Source organism: Pseudonocardia nigra, assembly GCF_019396355.1.
Taxonomy (GTDB): Bacteria; Actinomycetota; Actinomycetes; order Mycobacteriales; family Pseudonocardiaceae; genus Pseudonocardia; species Pseudonocardia nigra.
This window is the reverse complement of record NZ_JAHKRK010000132.1, coordinates 1-21413: the sequence shown is the minus strand read 5'-3', so window position 1 is coordinate 21413 and position 21413 is coordinate 1. Positions and strand designations below refer to the sequence as shown.

Below are 21413 nucleotides of genomic sequence, written 5' to 3'. Positions count from 1 at the left end.
CGCGGGTCCGCGAGTCGCCGGTTTTCCGCGCGCGAGTCGCCCGGATTCGTCGCGCGAGTCGCCCGGATCAGGCGCCCGTGTACGCGGCGATGGAGCGGTCGGCGGCGGCGCGGGCGGCGTCGGCGGGGGTGCCGCCGGCGACGTCGGCCCCGTACCACCGCTCGCCGGCCTCCGTGAAGAATCGCTTGCCTTCGTCGGACGCGACCCACGCCGCGCTCTCCTGCGGGTCGACCGCGGCGCCGGACCCGAGGTGCAGGGCCAGGCCCGCCAGCATCCCGTCCCAGCCGAGCCCGACCGCGCCAGGACCGAACTCGGCCCACCGCTCGTCGTCGACGTGCGCGGTGTGTTCGAGCTCGAACCGGGTGCCGCCGTCGGCATCGGGGGACAGCCGCACCTCGATCCAACTCACCTCCCCGCCGTACTCCCAGGTCGCGGCGAAGCTCTTCGGCGGGTCGCAGCGCTCCACAGTGCCGCCGGCGTTGCCCTCCAGCTGGTAGCGGCCGGCGAGCTGCAGGTCTCCCGAGACGGGCAGGAACCAGCGGGGGAGCCGCTCGGGGTTGGTGCAGGCGTCCCACAGGTCGTCCATGTCGGTGTCGTAGACCTGGCTCACAACCACGACCCGCGCCTGCCCTGCCTCCAGGGTGCGGCTGCCGACCTGGCGGCGCACGGCATTGATCTGGTGGGTCACGTCGATCACGGTCACTCCTCGGGGTTGTCGGATTCGCGCAGGCGGCGCTCCCGCTTGCCGCGGGCCACCTCGGTGGCCAGCGCGGCGAGGTGCGGGGTCCAGAAGCGCCGGAAGCGGTCGAGCCACACGTCGACGTCCCGCAGCGGGTCGGTCCGGACGGCGTAGAGCCGCCGGGTGCCCTCCGCGCGCACCGTGGCGAACCCGTTCTCGCGCAGCACCTTGAGGTGCTGGGAGACGGCGGGCTGGGAGATCCCGAACTCCTCGCGGACCACGGCGCACACCGCCCCGGAGGTCAGCTCGCCGTCGGCGAGCAGCTCCAGGATCCGGCGCCGGACCGGGTCGCCGAGGACGTCGAACGCGTGCACGCCGCCGAAGCTACAGCAGCAGCTTATATAAGTACAGGCCGAAACTGTGACCGCCCGCGGAACCCGATGGTGCGCGGTCGCTACGCTGGACCCTTCTCTCGTCCTCCCGTCCCCAGGAGTACAGCCCCGTGGCCAGCAAGCCGAGTTCCGCCAAGATCGAGACCATCGTCGCGCTCGCCAAGCGGCGCGGCTTCGTCTTCGCCTCCGGCGAGATCTACGGCGGTACCCGCTCGGCGTGGGACTACGGGCCCCTGGGTGTGGAGCTCAAGGAGAACGTCAAGCGGCAGTGGTGGCGCAACATGGTCACCGGCCGCGAGGACGTCGTGGGCCTGGACAGCTCCGTGATCCTGCCGCGCCAGGTGTGGGTCGCCTCGGGTCACGTCGGGGTGTTCACCGACCCGCTGGTGGAGTGCCAGAGCTGCCACAAGCGCTTCCGCGCCGACCAGCTCGCGGAGGAGTACACCGAGCGCACGGGCAAGCCGGCCGCTGAGGACGACCTGTCCGACGTGCCCTGCCCCAACTGCGGCACCCGCGGTCAGTACACCGAGCCGCGCGACTTCAACATGATGCTCAAGACCTTCCTCGGCCCGGTCGAGTCCGAGGAGGGCCTGGCCTACCTGCGCCCGGAGACCGCGCAGGGCATCTTCGTCAACTTCCTCAACGTGCAGACCACGTCGCGCAAGAAGCCCCCGTTCGGCATCGGCCAGATGGGCAAGAGCTTCCGCAACGAGATCACGCCGGGCAACTTCATCTTCCGCACCCGCGAGTTCGAGCAGATGGAGATGGAGTACTTCGTCGAGCCGGGCACCGACGAGGAGCTGCACCAGTACTGGATCGACGAGCGCACGAAGTGGTACGTCGACCTGGGCATCGCCCGGGAGAACCTGCGCCACTACGAGCACCCCAAGGAGAAGCTCTCCCACTACTCGAAGCGCACGGTCGACATCGAGTACAAGTTCGACTTCACCGGGCAGGAGTGGGGCGAGCTCGAAGGCATCGCCAACCGCACCGACTTCGACCTCACCACGCACTCCAACCACTCGGGCGTGGACCTCTCGTTCTACGACCAGGCCTCCGGCACCCGCTACCGCCCGTACGTCATCGAGCCGGCGGCGGGCGTGGGCCGGTCGATGATGGCGTTCCTCATCGAGGCCTACACCGAGGACGAGGCGCCCAACGCCAAGGGTGGCGTGGACAAGCGGGTGGTGCTGCGGCTGGACCGGCGCCTCGCGCCCATCAAGGCCGCGGTGCTGCCGCTGTCGCGCAACGCCGACCTCTCGCCCAAGGCCCGCGACCTCGCCGCCGCACTGCGCCGGAACTGGAACGTCGAGTTCGACGACGCGGGCGCGATCGGCCGCCGCTACCGGCGCCAGGACGAGATCGGCACGCCGTTCTGCATCACGGTCGACTTCGACACCCTCACCGACCAGGCGGTGACGATCCGCGAGCGCGACTCGATGGCGCAGGAGCGGGTGGCGCTGGACCAGGTCGAGGGCTACCTCGCCGCGCGGCTGCTCGGCTGCTGACACCCCCGACCGGCCGCCTGTTCGCCTCGGCGGGTGAACGGAACACCACGGTTCTCGGGGGAAGATCGAACAGCGCTGTAGTTCCGCTCACGCGCCACTCGCTCCCGACGGGCTACAGCGCCAGCACGAGTCGCAGGCCGGTGTCGAGCGCCCGCCGCTGCGCCGGGTCGAGGGCACCGACCCGGGTGTCGAGCATGTCGCGGTCGACGCAGACGAGTTGGGACACGTTGACCACCGACGGGCGGTCGAGCCCGGTGTCTTCGGGAGGCAGCGCGACATTGCCCGGCGCCTCGGCCAGCCGGAGGTTCGAGGTCACGGCGGCGACGATCACGGTGCGGATCCGCGAGCGGTTGAACCGGTTGGAGGAGACGACGACGGCGGGGCGGCGGTAGCCGGGCGCGGACCCGGTCGGCTCCCCGAAGTCGATCCACCAGATGTCCCCGCGGTTCACCACTCCCAGTGGCCTGCGTCGATGAGCCGCCGCCCGGCCGCGGCGTCGACGGGGCCGCCCTGCTGGGCGGCCAGCTCGTCGAGTTTGGCCGTGACCGGATCCTCGCCGTGCTCCTGGAGGAACGCCTCGAGCGCCTGCGCGTACACGTGCGAGCGGCTGACGCCGAGCCGTGCGGCCAGTTCGTCGGCGCGCTCGTACAGCTCGTCGGGCACGGAGACGGCGATCTTCATATGGCGAGTATAACCGGTATTACGCCTGGAAGGCGAGGAGGCGGACGCCCAGCTCCGCCTCCGCGCGCTGCAGGGCCGCGACCTGCTCGTCGGTGAGTGGCGCGTAGGGCGTCTCGCGCGCGTAGGCGACGAGCGGGCACCCGAGCTCCTGCTCCAGGTGGCGGACCTTGTCCAGCGCGGTGTCGTCGAGCTGGGCCGGGCGCAGCGTCGGATCGTGCATCGGATCGGCCTCCCGTGCGGCGGTGGGTGCCGAGGGTAGGCCGGTGCGGGTGGCCCGGCGAGCTGAACGCCTGCCGGGCCCCCGAACGCGTTACACGGCCGCCGGGAGCAGCCGGTCGAGCAGGTCCTGCAGCGTGACGATGCCGAGCAGCTCACCGTCGGCCTCGACGAGGGCCAGATGGTTGCGCCGCTCCCGCATCGCCGCGAGCGCGTCCGCGATCGGCAGATCCGCGCCGAGCGTGAGGACCGGGCGCACGAGGTCGGCCGCGGTGGTCGTGGCCGGCCGGGCGAGCGCGTCGCGGACGTGCACCATGCCGAGCGGCCGCCCGTCCGGCGCCCCGACCAGCAGCCGCAGGTGCCCGCTCGTGCGCGACGCCGAGCGGATCGCCGCGACATCGGCGTCCGCGGGCACCCCCGCCACCTCGCCGCGCGGCCGGACGGCCTCGCGCAGGGGCGCGGTGTCCAGCTCGAGCGCGGTGACGAGCCGGTTGCGCCGCTCCGCGTCGAGCGCACCCGCCGTGGCCGAGTGATCCACGAGCTCGCGCAGGTCGTCGGGGTTGCGGCCGGACGCCAGCTCGTCGACCGGCTCGACGCCCACCGCGCGCAGGCAGCGGTTCGCCACCGAGTTGAGCGCGACGAGCAGCGGCCGGGTCACCACGATGAACGCGCGCATCGGCAGTGCCAGCAGCGTGGCCGAGCGCTCCGGGTGGGCGATGGCCCACGACTTCGGGGCCATCTCACCGACCACCAGGTGCAGGAACGTCACCACGACGAGCGAGAGCAGGAACGACACCACCGCGGCGCCGGTGGCACCGAGACCGGTGAACAGCGGTGCCAGCAGGTGCTCCACGGCCGGCTTGCCGACCGCGCCGAGCCCCACCGTGCACAGCGTGATCCCGAGCTGGGACCCGGCGAGCAGCAGCGAGAGGTCCTTCGCGCTCTTCAGCGCGGCCCGCGCCGACGCGCTCGTCGCCGCGGCCTCCTCCAGCCGGTAGCGACGCGCCGCCACCAGGGCGAACTCCGCGGCCACGAAGAATGCGCTCAGTGCGATGAGGCCGACCGAGACCGCGAGGGAGGCGCCGATGCTCATCGTATGGCCTCGCTGCGCTCGGCCAACGCTTCGCGAAGACGCTGTGACATTGATTCGCTCGCAAGCTCGCTCATCCCGGCACCTCCGCGAGGGTGTCGGCCCAGCTCAGGCGCACCGTCGCGGGCACCCGGCGCTCGACGGCGCACACGGTGACGGCCAGCCGCCGCGGTGGCGCGTCCTCCTCGGAACCGGGCTCCGCGGGCAGGGTGAGGACCAGCTCGTCGCCCGGCTCGGGCAGCCGCTGCAGCTCGTTGATCACGAGGCCGCCGATCGTCTGGTAGTCGCCGTCGGGCAGTTCGGCGTCGACCAGCCGCTGCACCTCGTCGATGCTGACGGTGCCCGGGACGGTCCACTCGCCGTCGCCGATCCGCAGCCGGTCCACGCCGGCGGCGTCGTGCTCGTCGGTGATCTCACCGACGAGCTCCTCGGCGATGTCCTCGACGGTGACGACGCCCGCCAGGCCGCCGTACTCGTCGACGACGCAGGCGAACTCGTCGCCCGCCTCCCGCAGCCGGTCGAGCACCGCGGGCAGCGGCAGCGACGCGGGGACGAGGACGGGCACCCGCGCGACGTCGCGCACCCGGACGGCGGTGAGGTCGCGGCCCTCGAGGGCGAGGACGTCGCGCAGGCAGATCACGCCCACCACGTCGTCGGCCGACCGGCCGATCACCGGCAGCCGGGAGTGCCCGGACGCCGCCATGACCTCGACCAGGTCGGCGACGGTGTCGTCCGCGGCCACCGAGGTGACCCGGGGCCGCGGGATCATCGCCCCGCGGGCGGTGCGGTCGCTGAAGTCGAGGACGCGGTCCAGCAGCGTGGACAGGTCGTCGTCGAGGTCGCCGCTGTCGCGGGACTCGTCGATGATCGCTTCCAGGTCACGCGGTGTCGCGGCGTGCTCCACGTCGTGCACCGGCTCGATCCGCAGCACCCGCAGCAGCAGGTTCGATGCGGCGTCGAACAGCCGGATCAGCCACCCGAACAGCTTCAGGTAGACCGACGTGGACAGCGCGAGCCCGGTGGCCACCGGTTCCGGGCGGGCGATCGCGAGGTTCTTCGGGAACAGCTCGCCGAACACCATCTGCACGACGGTGACCAGCAGCAGCGCGAACACGGCGCCGACCGCGACCCCGACGGCCGCCGGGACGCCGACGCCGCCGAGCAGCTCGCCGATGCCGTCGCCGATCATCGGCTCGGCGACGTAGCCGACGAGCAGACCGGTGACGGTGATGCCCAGCTGGGCGCCGGAGAGCATGAACGACGTGCGGCGGGTGATGTCCAGCGCGCGTGCCGCGCCGGCGTCACCAGCGCCTGCGCGGGCCTTCAGCCGGGAGCGGTCCACGGCCATGTAGCCGAATTCCTGGGCGACGAAGTAGCCCGTCAGCGCGGTGATCGCGACGACGACGAGCGTGCCCAGCAGAATGGAGAGGAGGATGGTCACGGGCGGTCCGCCCGTGCAGAGGGCCGTCCTGCGAGGACGGCGCCGGTACTGTCTGCGGGATCCATGGGTCCTGTGTTGTCGGGGCCCGATGCACGGGCGGTTCGTCCGATCAACGTACCCGCAGCGGTCGCTGTTCCGCAGAACGCCGACGATCACGTCACACGGCGGGGGTGGCGTAGAGTCGCCACTCCTCCTTTTCCGGCGGATCGTGGAGCTGCGGCTCCGATCGCGCCGCAACGACCACGCGGGCCAGCCCCCGCAGCCCAGGGACGGATGTGACGAACACGAGCGGCGCAGGCGCCCCGGCAGCGCGCCGGGCCACGATCTCGCAGGTCGCGAAGCTGGCCGGCGTCTCGAAGGCGACCGTGTCGAAGGCCTTCAACAACCGCAGCGGGGTGTCGGAGGAGACCCGCAGGCGGGTGCTCATGGTGGCCGCGAGCCTGGGCTGGCAGCCGTCGGCGCGGGCGGTCGCCCTCACCAGTGGCGGGTCGGGGGCGGTCGGGTTCGTCATCAACCGCGCGCCGGACCTGCTGTCGTCCGACCCGTACTTCGCCGAGCTGCTCTCGGGCATCGAGCGCACCCTCGCCGAACACGGCTACTGGCTGCTGCTGCAGATCGCCGAGCACACCACGCCGGCCCAGGAGCGGGACGCGTACGTCACGCTCGCGCAGACGCAGCGGATCGACGGGGTCTTCCTGGCCGAGTCGCGGATCATGGACCAGCGGTTCGACATCGTCGACGAGCTGGACCTGCCCGCCGTGATCGTGTCCCGCCCGTGGGCGCGCACGGACCTCCCGTGGGTGGGCCCGGCCGACCCGGGCGGGGGCGTGGCCGACGCGGTGGCGCACCTGGCCGCGCTGGGGCACCGGCGGCTGGCCTACGTCGCGGGGCCACCGGACCGCTCCCACGTCCAGTACCGCACCCAGGCGTTCTACGAGGCCGTATCGGCCAACGGGCTGTCGGTCGTGGGCATCGCGCGCACCGACTTCTCCGCGGAGCAGGGGTACCGCGCCACCGTCGACGTGCTCGGTCAGCCCGAGGCCCCCACGGCGATCCTCTACGACAGCGACCCCATGGCGATCGCGGGCTGCCGGGCCGCCATCGCCCGTGGCCTGCGCGTGCCCGACGACCTGTCGGTCATCGGACACGACGACATCCACCTCAGCCGGTGGACCACCCCGGCGCTGACGACGATCCAGCAGGACGTCCAGGGGCTCGGCGAGCGCTGCGCCCGGCGCCTGCTCGACCAGCTCGGCGTGCCCGTCGCACCGCCCGAGCCGCTCCCGGACCCGGTGCTGGTGATCCGCGAGTCCACCGGGCCCGTGGCCTGACCGGCCCGCGGTTCACCCAGTGATACAGACCTCGTCGCACCCGACGGCCCGGCCGAGGTCCAGCGCGGCCTGCGCGGCGGCGAGCACCTCCACGATCTCCGTGCCGAAGGACAGGTCGACGTCGTGGCTCCGCGCCCGCTCGCCGCCATCGCGGCGAGGTCGGTGACCGCGGTCGCCGCGGCCACCTGCACGGTCGACAGCGGCGTCGGCATCGGCAGCACGCCCGCCGCGCCCACCGCGGTGAACAGGCTCTGCTGCACGGGCGCGGTGAGGCTCAACGTCACGGTGCTGGACGGCCCCGCCGCGTGGCGCAGCGCGAGGTGCACGGTGTCGCCGATGCCGCGGGCGGCGCGACCTCGCGCACCGGCCCCAGCACGCCGAGGGTCACCGACAGCGCGTGCGGGCCGACATCCCAGAGGGCGCCGCGGGCCTGCCGCCAGTCGGTGTCGTCGCGCGGTGCGTCGGGCGCGTAGAGGCCGGCGAGCCAGCTGGCGTGGGCGCTGTGCCAGCCGGCGTGCTCCCGCGCCGCCGCGATCCACGCGCGCTGCTCGGGCCGGTGCCGGGAGGTGAGGAAGACCAGGCCCGCCACGTCGTGGGCGGCGGCCTCGTCGCGGATCCGCCGCGCTTCGGCGACGTCGAGGGCGAGCGGCTTCTCCAGGAGCAGGTGGGTGCCGGCGCGCGCGGCCCGGACCGCCAGGTCGGGCTGCACGGTCGGCGGCACGGCGAGCACGACGGCGTCGACGGCGTCGAGGAGGTCGTCGACCGCGGGGAACGCCCGCGCGCCGAACGGAGCGACCAGGCCCTCCGCCGCCGCGTGGTTGCGTCCCCAGGCGCCCACGAACTCGACTCCCGGGTGCGCGGCCAGCACGGGGGCGTGCGTCCCGCTCGCCCAGCCGCCGGTCCCGATGATTCCCGTGCGCAAGGTCATGGAGCCTTCTCCTCGTCGTCGTCGGCGTGCCCGGATCGTCGTCGCCCGCCGGTGCCGTCGCAGCCCGCGCAGGGAACGGCTGTCGCATCCGCCGGTCGCGTGCTAGGTAGCGAAACCGGTTTACATCGCCGTGGCCGAGCGCCGCGGATCCGAACTTATGGATCTGTGCTCGGTGTCACAAGCCAAAGGTTGCACGACGCAGGCTGCGGCCTACCCGTCGCCGCCGCATCGCGGTCGATCAATAGAAACCGGTTTCTGGACAACGTGGTCGATTTCGGGAGGAGCGCCGTGGCCATTCGTGGAAGAACGGCGGCATTCATCGGTGTGTCCGCAGCCCTGGTGCTCGGAGTCGTGGGGACGATCGCCTCGGCGGTGGTCTCGGGCCGCGACCCCTCGACGACCGTCACCTGGTGGCTGCCCAACTGGGACACGCCGATCGCCACCGAGCTGGTGGCGCAGTTCGAGGCGGAGAACCCGGACCTGACGGTACGGATGGTCGAGACGACGCTCGACACGATGGCGAACAAGATCTCCGTCGCGCTGGACTCGGGGGACACGCCGGACGTCATCACCGACCTGGTGTCCCGCACCCGGACCTACATCCGCAGCGACCAGCTCGCCGACCTGTCGGACCTGTACGGCCCGGACATGCCGCGCGAGGACTTCGTCCACGGCGCCCTCGACGCGGTGTCCAGCGGCGGCGCGACCTACGCCGTGCCCTACCGCTGGGACTGCATCTCCCTGATCTACAACAAGGACCTCTTCGCCGCGGCGGGCATCAGCGAGCCGCCCGCGACCTGGAGCGAGTTCGTCGCCGACGCCGAGACCCTCACCTCCGGTGACGTCGCGGGGGTGGCCTGGCCGATGAACGGCTCGCCGAACGGCCTGGTGAACCGCTTCCTCGGCTTCGCGATGTCGGCGGGCGCGACCGTGGAGGACGGCGTTCCGCAGCTGACCGTCGAGTCGTCGCGGGCGGCCCTGGAGATCGTCGGGTCGTCGGTCGCTGAGGGCTGGGCCTCGCGTAGCTCGCTCGAGGTCGACAACACCGAGGTGCGCGAGCTGTTCATCAACGGCCGGGTGGCCATGTACATCGGCGGCGTGTTCGACGTGCAGTTGCAGCTCGATGCCGGCATGAACGTCGGCACGGCGGTGACGCCGGGCCCGGGCGGCCCGGGCATGCAGGGCGCGGACGGGTGGGGCTACATCGTCCCCGCCGAGGCGCAGAACATCGACGGCGCCGAGCGGCTCGTCGCGTTCCTGTCCCGGCCGGCGAACATGGCCCGGCTGACATCGACCTACCCCGCCCGGATCAGCGCCGCCGAGGGCGAGCGGTTCCACGACGAGTACCGCCAGGCGCACTGGGTGCAGCTCACCGAGCACTCCGTTCCCACCCCGAACGACCCGGCATGGGTCGGGATGATCCCGTCCGTCTACAGCACGATCCAGTCCGTCGCGCTCGGTCAGAGCACCCCCGAGGACGGCGCACGCGCCATCCAGGCGGAGGCCGACCGGCTGCTCGGACCGGCCCGGTAAGGAGACCGTGCGATGACATCGGCAAGCACCCTCGTCCCGGTCCGGCCCATGACGACGAGCGAGCGCACGCAGCGCAGGCGGCGCCGGACCGGCCTCGGCCTCGCGCTGCCCGCCGTCCTCGTGATGGCCGGGCTGACGATCATCCCGATCGTCGCGGTGCTCCAGCGGGCGATCAGCGGCGACGGCCGCGCGGCGTTCGTGCGTCTGGTCGACTCGCCGGACTTCGTCCAGGTACTCGGCAACACGCTGGTCTGGACCGTGGTGTCGGTGGTGGGGGCACTCGTGCTCGGGCACGCCGCCGCACTGCTCATGCACTCCAAGCACCTGCGCGGGGCCGGCCTGTGGCGCGGGCTGTTCATGATCCCGTGGATCATCCCGAACGTCGTCGGCGCCACGGTCTGGAAGTGGAACTTCTCGATCGACTACGGGCTGGTCAACCACGCCCTGCTGCAGGCCGGGATCCTGTCCGAGCCGATCGGCTGGCTGTCGGACCCGACGGTCGTGCTGTACGCGCTCGCGATCGTGCAGGTCTGGTTCACCGCGCCGTTCATCATGCTGATGGTCTCGGCGGCGCTGACGTCGATCCCCGACGAGCGGCTCGAGGCCGCCCGGATCGACGGCGCGGGCGGGCTCGCCGTGCTGCGTCACATCATCCTGCCGGCGATCCGGCCGACGACCGGGCTGTCGGCGCTGCTCATGGTCGTCTGGGCGCTCAACTCGTTCACGATCATCTGGGTCGCCACCGGCGGCGGACCGGCCGGCTCGTCGACGATCCTGCCGATCCTCATCTACCAGGCGTTCTAGAACGGCGACGCCGCCATGGTCTCCGCGGTGGCGGTCATCCAGCTCGTCGTCTCGATGGTGTTCGCCGTCATCTACGTCCGAGCGGTGCGCGGTGACCTGGAGGACCCGGCATGAGCGCGTTGCGCAGCAAGGGGACGCTCGCCACGGCGACGTGGATCGGCGTCGCGGCCATGGCGATCTGGACGCTCGCGCCCATCGCGGTCATGGTGTTCACGTCGCTCAAGCCGCGGGACGAGGTCTTCGCGATCCCGCCGACGCTGTTCCCCGACACCTGGACGCTGCAGAACTACGTCGAGGTGTTCACGAACTCCTCGATGCCGCGCGCGTTCGTCAACTCGATCCTCGCGGCCGCGTTCGTCACCCTGATGACGCTCATCCTGTGCACGAGCGCGGGGTACGCGCTCGCGCGGTTCCGGTTCCGCTCGGCGCGCCCGATCGCGCTGTTCATCCTGCTCGGCCAGATGGTGCCGATCACCGTCCTGCTGCTGCCGCTCTACGAGATGATCGGCGAGATGCGGCTGCAGGACTCCGTCGTGGGTCTGGCCATCGCCCACCTGGTCATCACGGTGCCGCTGGTCACGTGGATGATCCGCAACCAGATCGCGTCGATCCCGATCGAGCTGGAGGAGGCCGTCCTGATGGACGGCGGCTCCCGGCTGGACGCCGTCACCTACGTGACGCTGCCCGTCGCGGCACCCGGGATCGCGGCCGCGGGAATGTACGTTCCTCCAGTCATGGCACGAGTTCGTGCTCGCGTCGGTGCTGACCTCGTCCGCGACCGCGCGGACCGCGCCCGTCGCGCTCACCGAGTTCGCCTCCGAGTTCCGCGTCGACTGGGGCTCGACGATGGCGGCGTCGGTCGTCCTGACGGTCCCCGTGGTGATCGTCTTCATCATCCTGCAGAAGTACTTCGTCCGCGGTCTGGCCAGCGGCGGGGTCAAGGGCTGACCGCCCCCATGAGCACGAGGAGAGTCATGAGCATGCCGGCCACGCCCTGGCTGGGTGTCAACTACTGGTCCCGCGCGGGTGGCCCGCGGATGTGGGTCGACTACGACGCCGAGACGGTGGCCGAGGAGCTGGACACGCTCGTCGAGCACGGCCTCAACACCACGCGCAGCTTCTTCTTCTGGCCGGACTTCATGCCCGAGCCCGGCCGGATCGACGAGGCGAAGGTCAAGGCGTTCCTGCAGTTCCTCGACCAGCACGCCGAGCGCGGGCTCGGCACGATCCCGACGTTCCTCGTGGGTCACATGTCCGGCGAGAACTGGGACCCGTCCTGGCGGGGCGGGCGCGATCTCTACACCGACGTCTGGCTGGTCGGCCGCCAGTCCTGGTTCATCCGGGAGATGGTCGAGCGCATCGGCGGGCACGAGGCGGTCGTCGGCTGGCTCGTGTCCAACGAGATGCCGATCTACGGGCGGCCGGAGACCCGCGGCGGCCCCGAGGACCGGGAGGCCGTGTCGGCGTGGGCCGAGCTCATGGTCTCGGCCGTGCGCGCGGGCGGCGGGACGCAGCCGGTGTCGCTCGGCGACGGCGCGTGGGGCATCGAGGTCACCGGCGCCGACAACGGCTTCCACATCCGCGACATCGCGCCGCTGGTCGACTTCCTCGGCCCGCACGTCTACCGCATGGAGGACGACCAGAGCCGGCAGTTCCTCACCGCCGCGTTCATCTGCCACCTGCTGGACTTCGCCGACCGCCCGGTGGTGCTCGAGGAGTTCGGCGTGACCTCGGCCTACGTGTCGGACGTCAACGCCGCGCACTACTACCGCCAGGTGCTGCACTCGTCCCTGCTGGCGGGCGCGCGCGGGTGGCTCGCGTGGAACAACACCGACTACGGCCACATCGCCGACCAGGACCCGTACCGACACCACGCCTTCGAGCTGTACTTCGGCCTCACCGACTCCGACGGGCGCCCCAAGCCGGCGCTCCGGGAGCTGCGCGACTTCGCCCGGGTCCTCGAGGCGGTGGACGTCGCCGCCCTGCGGCGGCCGGCGAGCGACGCGGCGCTGGTCGTGTCGTCCTACCTGGAGCAGCGCCACCCGCTCACCCCCGCCGCGGACGGGCCGTTCGTCTTCCGGTCGCTGCGGCAGGCGTGGATCGCCGCCTGGGAGGCCGACGTGCCGCTGGACCTCGTCCGCGAGCGCGACGGCATCGTCGATGGCCACCGACTCTATCTCGTGCCGTCCACCAAGGCGCTGCTGGCGCCGACCTGGACGCGGCTGGAGGAGCTGGCGGCGGGCGGGGCCACCGTCTACGTCTCCTACTGCTCGGGCGAGCACAGCTGGCAGCGCGGGCCGTGGTGGGCGGAGATGAACCGGATCTTCGGCGTCGAGCACCAGCTGCGGTACGGGCTGGTCGAGCCGGTGTCCGGGGAGGTCGAGCTCACCGTCGCACAGCCGTTCGGCGACCTCGCCGCTGGTGAGCGGCTCGCGTTCACCGCCGCGGGCACCGAGAACTCGTGCTCGTATCTGCCGGTCCGCCCGGTGGACGCGGAGGTGCTGCTGACCGACGCCGAGGGCAGGCCCGCGCTGCTGCGCCGCCGCGTCGGGCAGGGCTTCATGGTCCTCGGGACCTACCCGGTGGAGCACTTCGCCGCGATGACGCCCGGCGTGAACCCCGAGGACACCGCGCGGATCTACCGCGCCCTGGCCGCCGAGGCGGGCGTGCGCCCGGCGGCGACCGTGCGGGACCCGCTCTTGCACGCCGAGACGCTGGAGCACCCGGACGGCGCTCGCTTCCTCTGGGTGGTCAGTCAGCACGCGGATGCCGTGGTGGCGGACGTGGAGATCGCCGGCGAACTGGCCGACGCCGTCTCGGGAGAGCCGGTGGAACCGGGCCGCGTCGCACTGGACGCGTTCGGCGTCCGGGTGTTGCGTGTGACCGGCGAGCGCTGAGGAGGGAGCAGCCGATGAAGATCGTCGACCTGAGGTGCGCGATGATCGGCGACAGCCCGATCGTCCGGGTCGTGACCGACGAGGGCATCGACGGGTTCGGGGAGATCGAGTCGTCCAAGCCGTACATGCGTCCCGTCGTGGAGATGTACCGGGACTTCCTGATCGGTGAGGACCCCACCGACGTCGAGCGGTGCCTGCTGAAGATCCGCCGCTTCGCGGGGCTCAAGCCGTGGGGCGCCGCGGTGTCGGCGATCGAGATCGCGCTGTGGGACGTGGCCGGCAAGGCCGCGGGGCTGCCGGTGTACAAGCTGCTCGGTGGCAAGGTGCGTGACCGGGTGCGGGTCTACAACGGCGGGGTGCGGCCGCAGCTTCGCGGGCACCGCCCGGAGGACTACGCCGAGGCGATGGCCACGATGAAGGCCGCCCCGGAGGGCTTCACCCTGATCAAGGAGGGCGTGGCCTACCACGGGTTCATGGTGCAGAACACCGCCGACTTCACCTACGGCGAGCTGCGCACCGGCCCGCGCCACCCCAACCGCGGGCCGCTCACCGAGCGCGGCCTCAAGCACACGGTCGCGTGCGTCGAGGCGATGAAGGAGGTGCTCGGCGACGAGGTCGGCCTGGCCCTGGACGCGGGTCCCGGCTTCACCGTGCCCGACTCCATCCGGCTGCTGCGGGCGCTCGAGCCGCTCAACCTCATGTGGGTCGAGGACCTGCTCACCGGCGACTACGTGCCATGGGTGCACGCCGACCAGTACCGCGAGGTCACCGTCGCGACGAGCACCCCGACGCACACGGGCGAGCAGATCTACCTGCGGCAGAACTTCAAGGACCTGATCTCCACGCAGGCCGTGCGCGTCGTCGGGCCGGACCCGTGCGACGTGGGCGGCATCGCGGAGCTGAAGTGGGTGGCCGAGTACGCCGACCTGCACGGCGTGCAGATCGCCCCGCACGGCGTGCTCGACGGGGTGTTCGGGCTCGCGGCGCTCGTGCAGGTGTGCGCCACGCTGCCGGACAACTTCATCGCGTTCGAGTACCCCGTCGCGAAGCCGGACTGGTGGTACTCGATCGTCACGGGGCTGCCCGAGCGGATCGTCGTCGACGGGTTCATCGACGTGTGGGACCGGCCCGGCCTGGGTGTCGAGTTCGACCGGGAGGCCGCGGCCGCCCACCTGCTCCCGGGCGACGAGGACTTCTTCGCCTGAGCGGACCTCGGCGCGGGCGCTCGGCCCGTTCGTACCCGGGCGACTCGCGTGCACGTTCCGGGCGACTCACGTGCGGTTTTCGGGCGACTCACGTGCGGTCGGTTTCGGGCGACTCGCGGAAAGCCGCGAGTCGCCCGGTTTCGACTGGCGAGTCGCCGGTTTTCGGCGGGGTGGGCACGCCGGGCCGTTCGGGCTGCGCCGACAGCATTTGCGCCGTTCCGCGGCGGGCACGCCGGTCGTGGACGCGCCCGGTGTCGGTACCGGTCGCTACCCTGGCGCCCGTGAGCGAAGTAAGCACCGCCGCCGGTCCCGGTTCGCAGCTGCGGGAGCTCGGCGCCGCGTTGCAGCGCTGGGCCGACCAGGGCGTCGGCGTGGTGCGGGTGCTGGAGCGCCACGGGTTCGGCACCGTCGAGAGCGGTCAGCTGGTGGCCGGCACCGCGGCCGGTGCCCTGGCGGGCGAGCTGTACCGCGGGGCGCTCGCCGATGCGGTGGGCCCGCTCGCGGTCGCCGCGGTCGACGCGCCGCGCACCGAGCAGGCCCACGTCTCCGAGGCCGGCGCGCTCGGCGCCGGCCTGGCGTGCAGCGGCGGTGCCACGCTGCTGGGCCACCCGCTGCCCGCACCGCAGGCGGCCGCGCTGGGTGCGGCGCTGGAGCGCGGGGTGCCCGCGGCGCTGGTGTCCACCGCCGACGGTGCGGGTGCGCTGGTGCTCACCGGTCCCGACCTCGCCGACGTCCACGGCGCACTCGGCACGCCGGAGCTCGGCTCCGCCGGTGTGGAGGCCGCGCGGAGGCTGCTGCGGCGGGGGGCCACCGCCACCGAGCGCGTGGCCGTCGAGGGCGGCGAGCTGCTGATCGACCTGTGGGTGCCGGTGCCGTCCGTGCTCGTGGTGGGTTCCGGCGCGATCGCCGACGCCCTGCTGGCGCAGGCCGCGCTGCTCGGGTGGCACGGCAGGCAGGAGACGCACCTGGCCGAGACCCAGGCCGCGGTCGCCGCGTTCACCGACGCCGACGTGCTCGTCCTGCTCGACCACGACCCGGCCTTCGACGCGGTGCTGGTCGAGGGCCTGCGCGCGGGCCGCGGCTTCCTCGGGGCGCTGGGCTCCCGGCACACGCAGACCAACCGCAGGGAGCGACTGCTGGCGGCGGGCGTCGGCGAGGCCGAGCTCTCCGCGCTGCACGGGCCCGTCGGGCTCGACCTCGGCGCCCGCGCCCCGGCCGAGACCGCCGTCTCGATCGTCGCGCAGGTGATCGCGGCCCGGTCCGGGCGGGCCGGCACCGCCCTCGCCGCCTCGGACGGCCGGATCGGCGGATGAACCACCGCACCGGCGGGGGGCGGCCACGCGGCGGCGTGCGCACCGCCCCGGCCCCGCCCCGGCACGCCCGCCCCCCGTACGCGTCGCCGCCGCACGCCGAGGCGCCCACCGTGCCGCTGCACGACGGGGGCGAGCCCGGGCGGACCGAGTGGCCGACCGTGCCGGCGGCGCCCCGCGGGCGACAGAGGTGGGCGTTCCGGCTGATCGTCGGTGCGCTCCTGGTCGGCGCGCTGATCGTCGGGGGCACGGCCTTCCGGGTGTGGCAGGTCGCGCGCGTCGACGAGCGCAGGCCGGTGGACGCGGTGGTGGTGCTCGGCGCCGCGCAGTACGACGGTGAGCCCAGCTCGATCTTCGCCGCGCGGCTGCGGCACGCCGAGGAGCTGTACGAGGAGGGCGTGGCGCCGCGCATCGTCACCACCGGCGGCCAACGCGCGGGCGACGCCTACTCCGAGGCCGAGGCGGGGCGTGCGTACCTGGTGGAGCGGGGGGTGCCGGCCGAGGACGTCGTCGCCGTCGGCGAGGGCTCCGACACGCTCGGCAGCGTGCAGGCCGTCGCGGCCCGCGCCCGGCAGGACGGCTGGGAGAGCGCGCTCGTCGTCAGCGACCCGTGGCACTCCCTGCGGGCGCGCATCATGGCCCGCGACAGCGGGCTGGAGGCCTGGAGCTCCCCGACGCGCACCGGTCCGGTCGTGCAGACCAGGGAGACGCAGCTGCGCTACATCGTGCGGGAGACCGCGGCGCTGCTGTACTACCGGCTCACCCACGACTCCCTCGACACGCCGACGGCCGGGCTGGGCTGAGCCGTGGGGTACTCGGCCCACGACCGGGCCCGGCTGCGTCCCGAACCGGTCAAGGGCACCGGCGCCGCCGACCGCCGCAGCCCGTTCTCCCGCGACCGCGCGCGCGTGCTGCACTCGGCGGCGCTGCGCAGGCTGGCCGGCAAGACGCAGGTCGTCGGGCCGGGGGAGGGCGTCGAGTTCACCGGCGCCCCCCGCACCCGGCTCACGCACTCGCTCGAGGTGGCCCAGATCGGCCGCGGCATGGCCGAGGAGCTGGGCTGCGACGCCGACGTCGTCGACACCGCCGGGCTCGCGCACGACATCGGGCACCCGCCGTTCGGGCACAACGGGGAGCGGCCGCTGGACGAGTTCGCCGCCGCGTGCGGGGGCTTCGAGGGCAACGCCCAGACGCTGCGCATCCTCACCCGGCTGGAGCCGAAGATCGGCGGCAGCGGGTTGAACCTCACCCGGGCCACCCTCGACGCCTCCTGCAAGTACCCCTGGGTGCGCCGCAGCGGCGACCGCAAGTACGGCGCCTACGCGGCCGACGCCGACGTGTTCGCCTGGATCCGCGACGGCGCACCTCAGGACCGGCGGTGCATCGAGGCACAGATCATGGACTGGGCCGACGACGTGGCGTATTCGGTGCACGACGTCGAGGACGGGATCCTCGCCGGGCGCATCGACCTTGCCGCGCTGGCCGCGCCCGCCGAGCGGTCGGCGCTGGTGGAGCTGGCCGTCACGCACTTCGGCGGGGAGGCCGGGGCGCTGGCGGAGGCGGCCGACGCGCTGCTCGCGCTGCCCGTCGTCGACGCCGTGCGCGGGTTCACCACCGCCACCGCCCCGGCCCAGGCGCACGTCGCGCTCAAGCGGCTCACCAGCGAGCTCGTCGGCCGCTTCGTGCTCGCCGCCACCGATGCCACCCTCGCCGCGCACGGCGACGCCCCGCTGGGCCGCTACACGGCCGACCTCGTCGTGCCCCCCGGCGCCGGCGCCGAGGTCGCGCTGCTCAAGGCCGTCGCGGTCCGGTACGTGATGAGCGACCCGGACCGCCTCGCGATGCAGGCCCGGCAGCGCGAGCTGCTGGCGGAGCTGGGAGAGGCGTTGGCGGCCGGCGCCCCGGACTCGCTCGACCCGGTGTTCGCGCAGGACTGGGCCGCGGCTGCCGACGACGCCGCCAGGCTGCGCGTGGTCGTCGACCAGGTCGCCGTCCTGACCGACCACCAGGCGGTCGCACGACACGCCCGGCTCACGGCCCGCTGAGGCCCCCTCTCGGCCGGCGCGCCCCGTTTCGGTCGGTGCGCCCCGTCGACGGGGTGCATGGGCGGAAACGGGGTGCATGGGCGCCGCCGCCGGCTCCGAGATCCGGGCATCCTGGAGGCATGCGCACCATCGGGAACGTCCTCTGGCTCGTCCTCGCCGGCTGGTGGCTCGCGCTGGCCTACGCCATCGCCGGGCTCCTGGCCTGCGTGCTGATCGTCACGATCCCGTTCGGGATCGCGTCGTTTCGGCTCGCGGGCTACGCGCTGTGGCCGTTCGGCAGGCGGGTCGTGGTGCACCGGACCGCCGGGTTGCCGTCGGTGCTCGGCAACGTGCTGTGGATCCTCCTGTTCGGCTGGGAGCTGGCAGTCCTTCACGTGCTCGCCGGGGTGCTGCTGATGGTCACGATCGTCGGCATCCCGTTCGGGATCGCGTCGTTCAAGCTCGCCGTGCTGGCGCTGGTGCCGCTCGGCACGCGCGTGGTCGAGGCGGACGAGGTGTGGGTCCCGCAGTACGAGACCCGGCCCGCCTACCGCTGAGCGACCGCCACGGTGTCACGGATCGCGGCGCTGCCTCGTCCTCCCGATGCACGACGATCACGAGGAGGACGAGATGGCACGCATTCCCGCGGTTCCCGACGCCGAGGCGGGCGTCATCGGCAGGCTCGCCTACCGGCTGATGCGGCGGCGGTTCGGCGCCGTCCCGGAGCCGTTCGCGGTGGCCCGCCACCACCCGCGGCTGTTCTGGGCGAGCCTGGTGGCCGCGTTCGCGCACCAGTGGGCGCCGACCACGTTGCCGACGCGGGTGCGCGAGCTCGCGGTGTACCGGGTGGCGACGCAGGTGGGCTGCTCGTGGTGCGTCGACTTCGGCACCATGTTGCAGCGCCTCGAGGGGCTGGACGTCGAGCGTCTGCAGCACATCGACGAGTACGCGACGAGCCCGCTGTACGAGCCCGTCGAGCGGCTCGCGATCGGCTACGCCGACGCGGTGACCGCCCAGCCGCCGACCGTGACCGACGCCCAGGTCGCCGAGCTGGAGGCCGTCCTCGGGCGCGCCGGACTCGTCGAGCTCACCCACGAGATCGCCCTGGAGAACATGCGGGCGCGCAACTACCACGCCCTCGGCATCGTCGACCAGGGGTTCGACGAGGCGTGCCGGGTGCGCCTCAATCCCGCAGCTTCTCGGGGTTGAGCATCTGGTAGACGGCGTCGATCTTCCCGTCCCGCAGGGACAGGACGGTCACGCCGGCTCCGGTCTCGGCGAAGGCCGGCGTGCGGAACCCGGCCTCGCCGTTGACCAGCACCGGCGTCCAGTCGGTCAGCATCGCGTCGCCGAACTTCTCGTACAGGCCCAGCAGCAGGCGGGCGACCTTCTCGGCGCCGGCGACGGTGCGGCGGGCCGCCCTCGTCCGGCCGCCGGAGTCGGTGACGAGCGCGGCGCCGGGGTGCAGGAGCTCGACGAGCGCCCGCCGGTCCGCGCGCGCCATCGCCTCCGCGAACCGCTCGAGCACGGCGCGTTGCTCGGCGGTGGACGCGCGCGGTGGCGGGTCGGCGGCGGCGACGATCCGGCGGGCGCGGGCCGCGTGCTGGCGCGCCGTGGCCTCGGGGCACCCGAGCACCTCGGCGATGTCGGCGTAGGGCAGCGCGAGCGCTTCGTGGAGCACGAAGGCCACCCGCTGCGGCGGGGTGAGCTGTTCCAGCACGACCATCGCGGCCATCCGCACGCCCTCGTCGCGCACCACGACGGCGAGCGGTTCGTCGCCATCGCCCGTCGTCAGCAGGGGTTCGGGCAGCCACGGGCCGACGTAGCGCTCGCGGCGCGCGGCGGCCGAGCGCAGCCGGTCGAGGCACAGCCGCGCGACCACGGTGGTGAGCCAGGCCCGCTCGTCGCGAAGTTCGGCCCGGGTGCTGTCGTCGAGCGCGGCGAGCCGCAGCCACGCCTCCTGCACGGCGTCCTCGGCGTCGGCGCGGCTGCCGGTGATCCGGTAGCCGACGCCGATCAGGTGGGCGCGGTGCTGCTCGAAGACCCGCTCGTCGGTCCGCACGACGGTGACGCTACGCGTGGGTGATCGAGGCGGGCGCGGACGGCGCCGGAGTCGCGCCGGTCGGCTCGAGGTGCACCCGTTGCGACGCGGTGAGCAGGTCGACGAGGGACGTGCGGGCGTGCTGCAGGTGGGCGATGCGCGCGTCGAGGTCGTCGAGCTGCGCCCGGAGGTGGTCGACGACGCAGGCCTCGAGTTCCGGGCCGTCGCCGACGAAGCAGGGCATGACCTCCCGGATGACCTTCGTGGGGAGACCGGCGGCCAGCAGGGCCCGGATCCGGGAGACCGCGGCCGGAGCGTCCGGGGGCGTACTGGCGGTGGCCGCCCGCGGTGCGGTGGGAGGTCAGCAGGCCCTGGTCCTGGTAGTAGCGCAGGAGGCGCACTTTCACGCCCGTCGCCCGCGCAAGTTCGCCGATCCTCATGTTGGCCACCTCACGACCTACAGCCCGCCCGACGGCGCGGGGACCGCGGGGTCGGACGGCAGCGGCTCACCGGGGCAGCGGTCGAGGATCCGCGCGATGGCCTCCCGCTCCGCCGCGGTGACCCAGAGCCCGTACTTGGCCTTCACCGCCACCTGGCGCGCGACGTAGGCGCAGCGGTAGCCCCGCTGCGGGGGCAGCCAGGTGGCGGCGTCGCCGTCGCCCTTGGCCTGGTTGGTGGGCCCGTCCACGGCGAGCAGGTTGAGCGGGTCGTTGCCGAGCAGCTCCCGGGTGTCCGGGTCGAGCTGCTGGGCGCCGGTCTGCCAGGCGTTCGAGAGCGCGACGACGTGGTCGATCTGCACCTCGTCGCTCGTGTCCTGGCCGCGGGTGAACGCGATCCCGCTCCCCGAGTACGGGTCGGTGAGCCGTCCGGTGAGCACGACGCAGGACTGCGTGCCCGGCCGGAACGTCTCGTCGACGAGGTCGCGGGCGAGGACGTCGTTGCGCTGGTCGCAGCCGTTGCGGTCGACGTCGGCCCAGCGCTGCCCGAACTCGTCGCGGTCGTAGCCGGTGCGCGGGGCCCGGCCCTTGACGGGGAGGGCCGCGAGCGCTTCCACGGCGTCTCCGGTGCTCTCCGGCACCGGTTCGGTTCGGAGGTCGGCACAGCCCGCCGCGAGCCCGGCGGCCAGTACCGCCCCTGCCACCGCCGTCAGCCCGCGACCCTTTCGCACGCCCTGATCATGCCGATGCCCGGCGGGTCGCCCGCGAGCGGCTAGAGCGTGTCCCTTGGATCATGGGACGGGGTCGCGGAGCCAGATCCTGATCGAGGCGACGTCGATGGTTCCGCGGAACATGTAGTCGCGCTTGTCGTAGCGGGTGGCGACCGCGCGGTGGCC

22 protein-coding genes and 1 pseudogene are annotated in these 21413 nt (G+C 73.1%); 11 read left to right on the top strand and 12 right to left on the bottom strand.

Annotation, left to right across the window (positions count from 1 at the left end; all coding sequences use genetic code 11):
• Nucleotides 1–67 precede the first annotated feature (67 nt).
• Nucleotides 68–697: an SRPBCC family protein gene (locus KME75_RS26495; protein ID WP_219417600.1), complete on the bottom strand. Its 630-nt coding sequence runs from the start codon at nt 695–697 to the stop codon at nt 68–70.
• Between the two features lie 2 nt (nt 698–699).
• Complete coding sequence (locus KME75_RS26490) at nt 700–1053, bottom strand: ArsR/SmtB family transcription factor (protein ID WP_219417599.1); 354 nt, start codon at nt 1051–1053, stop codon at nt 700–702.
• A 128-nt stretch (nt 1054–1181) separates the two neighbouring features.
• Here KME75_RS26490 and KME75_RS26485 point away from each other — a divergent pair, with 128 nt between their 5' ends.
• Nucleotides 1182–2579: a glycine--tRNA ligase gene (locus KME75_RS26485; RefSeq protein ID WP_219417598.1), complete on the top strand. Its 1398-nt coding sequence runs from the start codon at nt 1182–1184 to the stop codon at nt 2577–2579.
• A 112-nt stretch (nt 2580–2691) separates the two neighbouring features.
• On the opposite strand, the gene KME75_RS26480 is transcribed toward KME75_RS26485, so the two are convergent.
• The 5 genes from KME75_RS26480 to KME75_RS26460 form a co-directional block, all read right to left on the bottom strand.
• Nucleotides 2692–3030 (bottom strand): type II toxin-antitoxin system PemK/MazF family toxin, encoded by a 339-nt coding sequence (locus tag KME75_RS26480; protein ID WP_308283097.1) that lies wholly within the window; start codon nt 3028–3030, stop codon nt 2692–2694.
• Complete coding sequence (locus KME75_RS26475) at nt 3027–3260, bottom strand: ribbon-helix-helix domain-containing protein (protein ID WP_219417596.1); 234 nt, start codon at nt 3258–3260, stop codon at nt 3027–3029. The genes KME75_RS26480 and KME75_RS26475 overlap by 4 nt, the downstream gene beginning before the upstream one ends.
• A 19-nt stretch (nt 3261–3279) precedes the next feature.
• The gene (locus KME75_RS26470; protein ID WP_219417595.1) at nt 3280–3480 is read right to left on the bottom strand and encodes a hypothetical protein; all 201 of its coding nucleotides are present in this window, start codon (nt 3478–3480) and stop codon (nt 3280–3282) included.
• A 90-nt stretch (nt 3481–3570) separates the two neighbouring features.
• Nucleotides 3571–4569: a hemolysin family protein gene (locus tag KME75_RS26465; protein ID WP_219417594.1), complete on the bottom strand. Its 999-nt coding sequence runs from the start codon at nt 4567–4569 to the stop codon at nt 3571–3573.
• A gap of 70 nt (nt 4570–4639) precedes the next feature.
• Entirely contained in the window at nt 4640–6007 is a 1368-nt protein-coding gene (locus tag KME75_RS26460; protein WP_219417593.1) for a hemolysin family protein, read from the bottom strand.
• 275 nt (nt 6008–6282) lie between these two features.
• Here KME75_RS26460 and KME75_RS26455 point away from each other — a divergent pair, with 275 nt between their 5' ends.
• Nucleotides 6283–7338, top strand: coding sequence for a LacI family DNA-binding transcriptional regulator (locus KME75_RS26455; RefSeq protein WP_219417592.1), 1056 nt, complete (start codon nt 6283–6285; stop codon nt 7336–7338).
• Nucleotides 7339–7618: 280 nt separating this feature from the next.
• Here the strand turns inward: KME75_RS26455 and KME75_RS26450 are convergent, their stop codons facing one another.
• Entirely contained in the window at nt 7619–8266 is a 648-nt protein-coding gene (locus KME75_RS26450) for a Gfo/Idh/MocA family protein (protein WP_219417591.1), read from the bottom strand.
• A 324-nt stretch (nt 8267–8590) separates the two neighbouring features.
• Between KME75_RS26450 and KME75_RS26445 the strand changes: the two genes are divergently transcribed.
• From KME75_RS26445 to KME75_RS26405, 9 genes are all read left to right on the top strand, one after another.
• Nucleotides 8591–9799 carry an ABC transporter substrate-binding protein gene (locus KME75_RS26445; RefSeq protein ID WP_219417590.1) on the top strand — a complete coding sequence of 403 codons (1209 nt, stop codon included), beginning with the start codon at nt 8591–8593 and terminating at the stop codon, nt 9797–9799.
• 12 nt (nt 9800–9811) lie between these two features.
• Nucleotides 9812–10603: a carbohydrate ABC transporter permease gene (locus KME75_RS26440; RefSeq protein ID WP_219417589.1), complete on the top strand. Its 792-nt coding sequence runs from the start codon at nt 9812–9814 to the stop codon at nt 10601–10603.
• 110 nt (nt 10604–10713) lie between these two features.
• A complete protein-coding gene (locus KME75_RS26435) occupies nt 10714–13500 on the top strand; it encodes an ABC transporter permease subunit (protein WP_219417588.1) in 2787 nt (928 codons plus the stop codon).
• A gap of 14 nt (nt 13501–13514) precedes the next feature.
• The gene (locus tag KME75_RS26430; protein WP_219417587.1) at nt 13515–14705 is read left to right on the top strand and encodes a mandelate racemase/muconate lactonizing enzyme family protein; all 1191 of its coding nucleotides are present in this window, start codon (nt 13515–13517) and stop codon (nt 14703–14705) included.
• A gap of 281 nt (nt 14706–14986) precedes the next feature.
• Nucleotides 14987–16018, top strand: a complete 1032-nt coding sequence (locus KME75_RS26425) for an XdhC family protein (RefSeq protein WP_308283095.1) — start codon at nt 14987–14989, stop codon at nt 16016–16018.
• Nucleotides 16019–16176: 158 nt separating this feature from the next.
• On the top strand, nt 16177–16818 hold the full coding sequence (locus KME75_RS26420) for a YdcF family protein (RefSeq protein ID WP_308283098.1): 642 nt from the start codon (nt 16177–16179) through the stop codon (nt 16816–16818).
• Between the two features lie 3 nt (nt 16819–16821).
• Nucleotides 16822–18060 (top strand): deoxyguanosinetriphosphate triphosphohydrolase, encoded by a 1239-nt coding sequence (locus tag KME75_RS26415; RefSeq protein ID WP_219417585.1) that lies wholly within the window; start codon nt 16822–16824, stop codon nt 18058–18060.
• A 119-nt stretch (nt 18061–18179) separates the two neighbouring features.
• Nucleotides 18180–18596 carry a YccF domain-containing protein gene (locus tag KME75_RS26410; RefSeq protein WP_219417584.1) on the top strand — a complete coding sequence of 139 codons (417 nt, stop codon included), beginning with the start codon at nt 18180–18182 and terminating at the stop codon, nt 18594–18596.
• Between the two features lie 73 nt (nt 18597–18669).
• Entirely contained in the window at nt 18670–19248 is a 579-nt protein-coding gene (locus KME75_RS26405; RefSeq protein WP_219417583.1) for a carboxymuconolactone decarboxylase family protein, read from the top strand.
• Here KME75_RS26405 and sigJ read toward each other — a convergent pair.
• The 4 genes and pseudogenes from sigJ to KME75_RS26390 form a co-directional block, all read right to left on the bottom strand.
• Complete coding sequence (sigJ, locus tag KME75_RS26400) at nt 19223–20101, bottom strand: RNA polymerase sigma factor SigJ (RefSeq protein WP_219417582.1); 879 nt, start codon at nt 20099–20101, stop codon at nt 19223–19225. The two genes, KME75_RS26405 and sigJ, sit on opposite strands and share 26 nt — an antisense overlap.
• A gap of 10 nt (nt 20102–20111) precedes the next feature.
• Nucleotides 20112–20324, bottom strand: a complete 213-nt coding sequence (locus tag KME75_RS46125) for a hypothetical protein (RefSeq protein WP_308283094.1) — start codon at nt 20322–20324, stop codon at nt 20112–20114.
• 133 nt (nt 20325–20457) lie between these two features.
• A pseudogene (locus KME75_RS46120) lies at nt 20458–20520 on the bottom strand (MerR family transcriptional regulator); the annotation flags it as partial.
• 17 nt (nt 20521–20537) lie between these two features.
• On the bottom strand, nt 20538–21248 hold the full coding sequence (locus KME75_RS26390; RefSeq protein ID WP_308283093.1) for an HNH endonuclease family protein: 711 nt from the start codon (nt 21246–21248) through the stop codon (nt 20538–20540).
• Nucleotides 21249–21413: the final 165 nt, after the last annotated feature.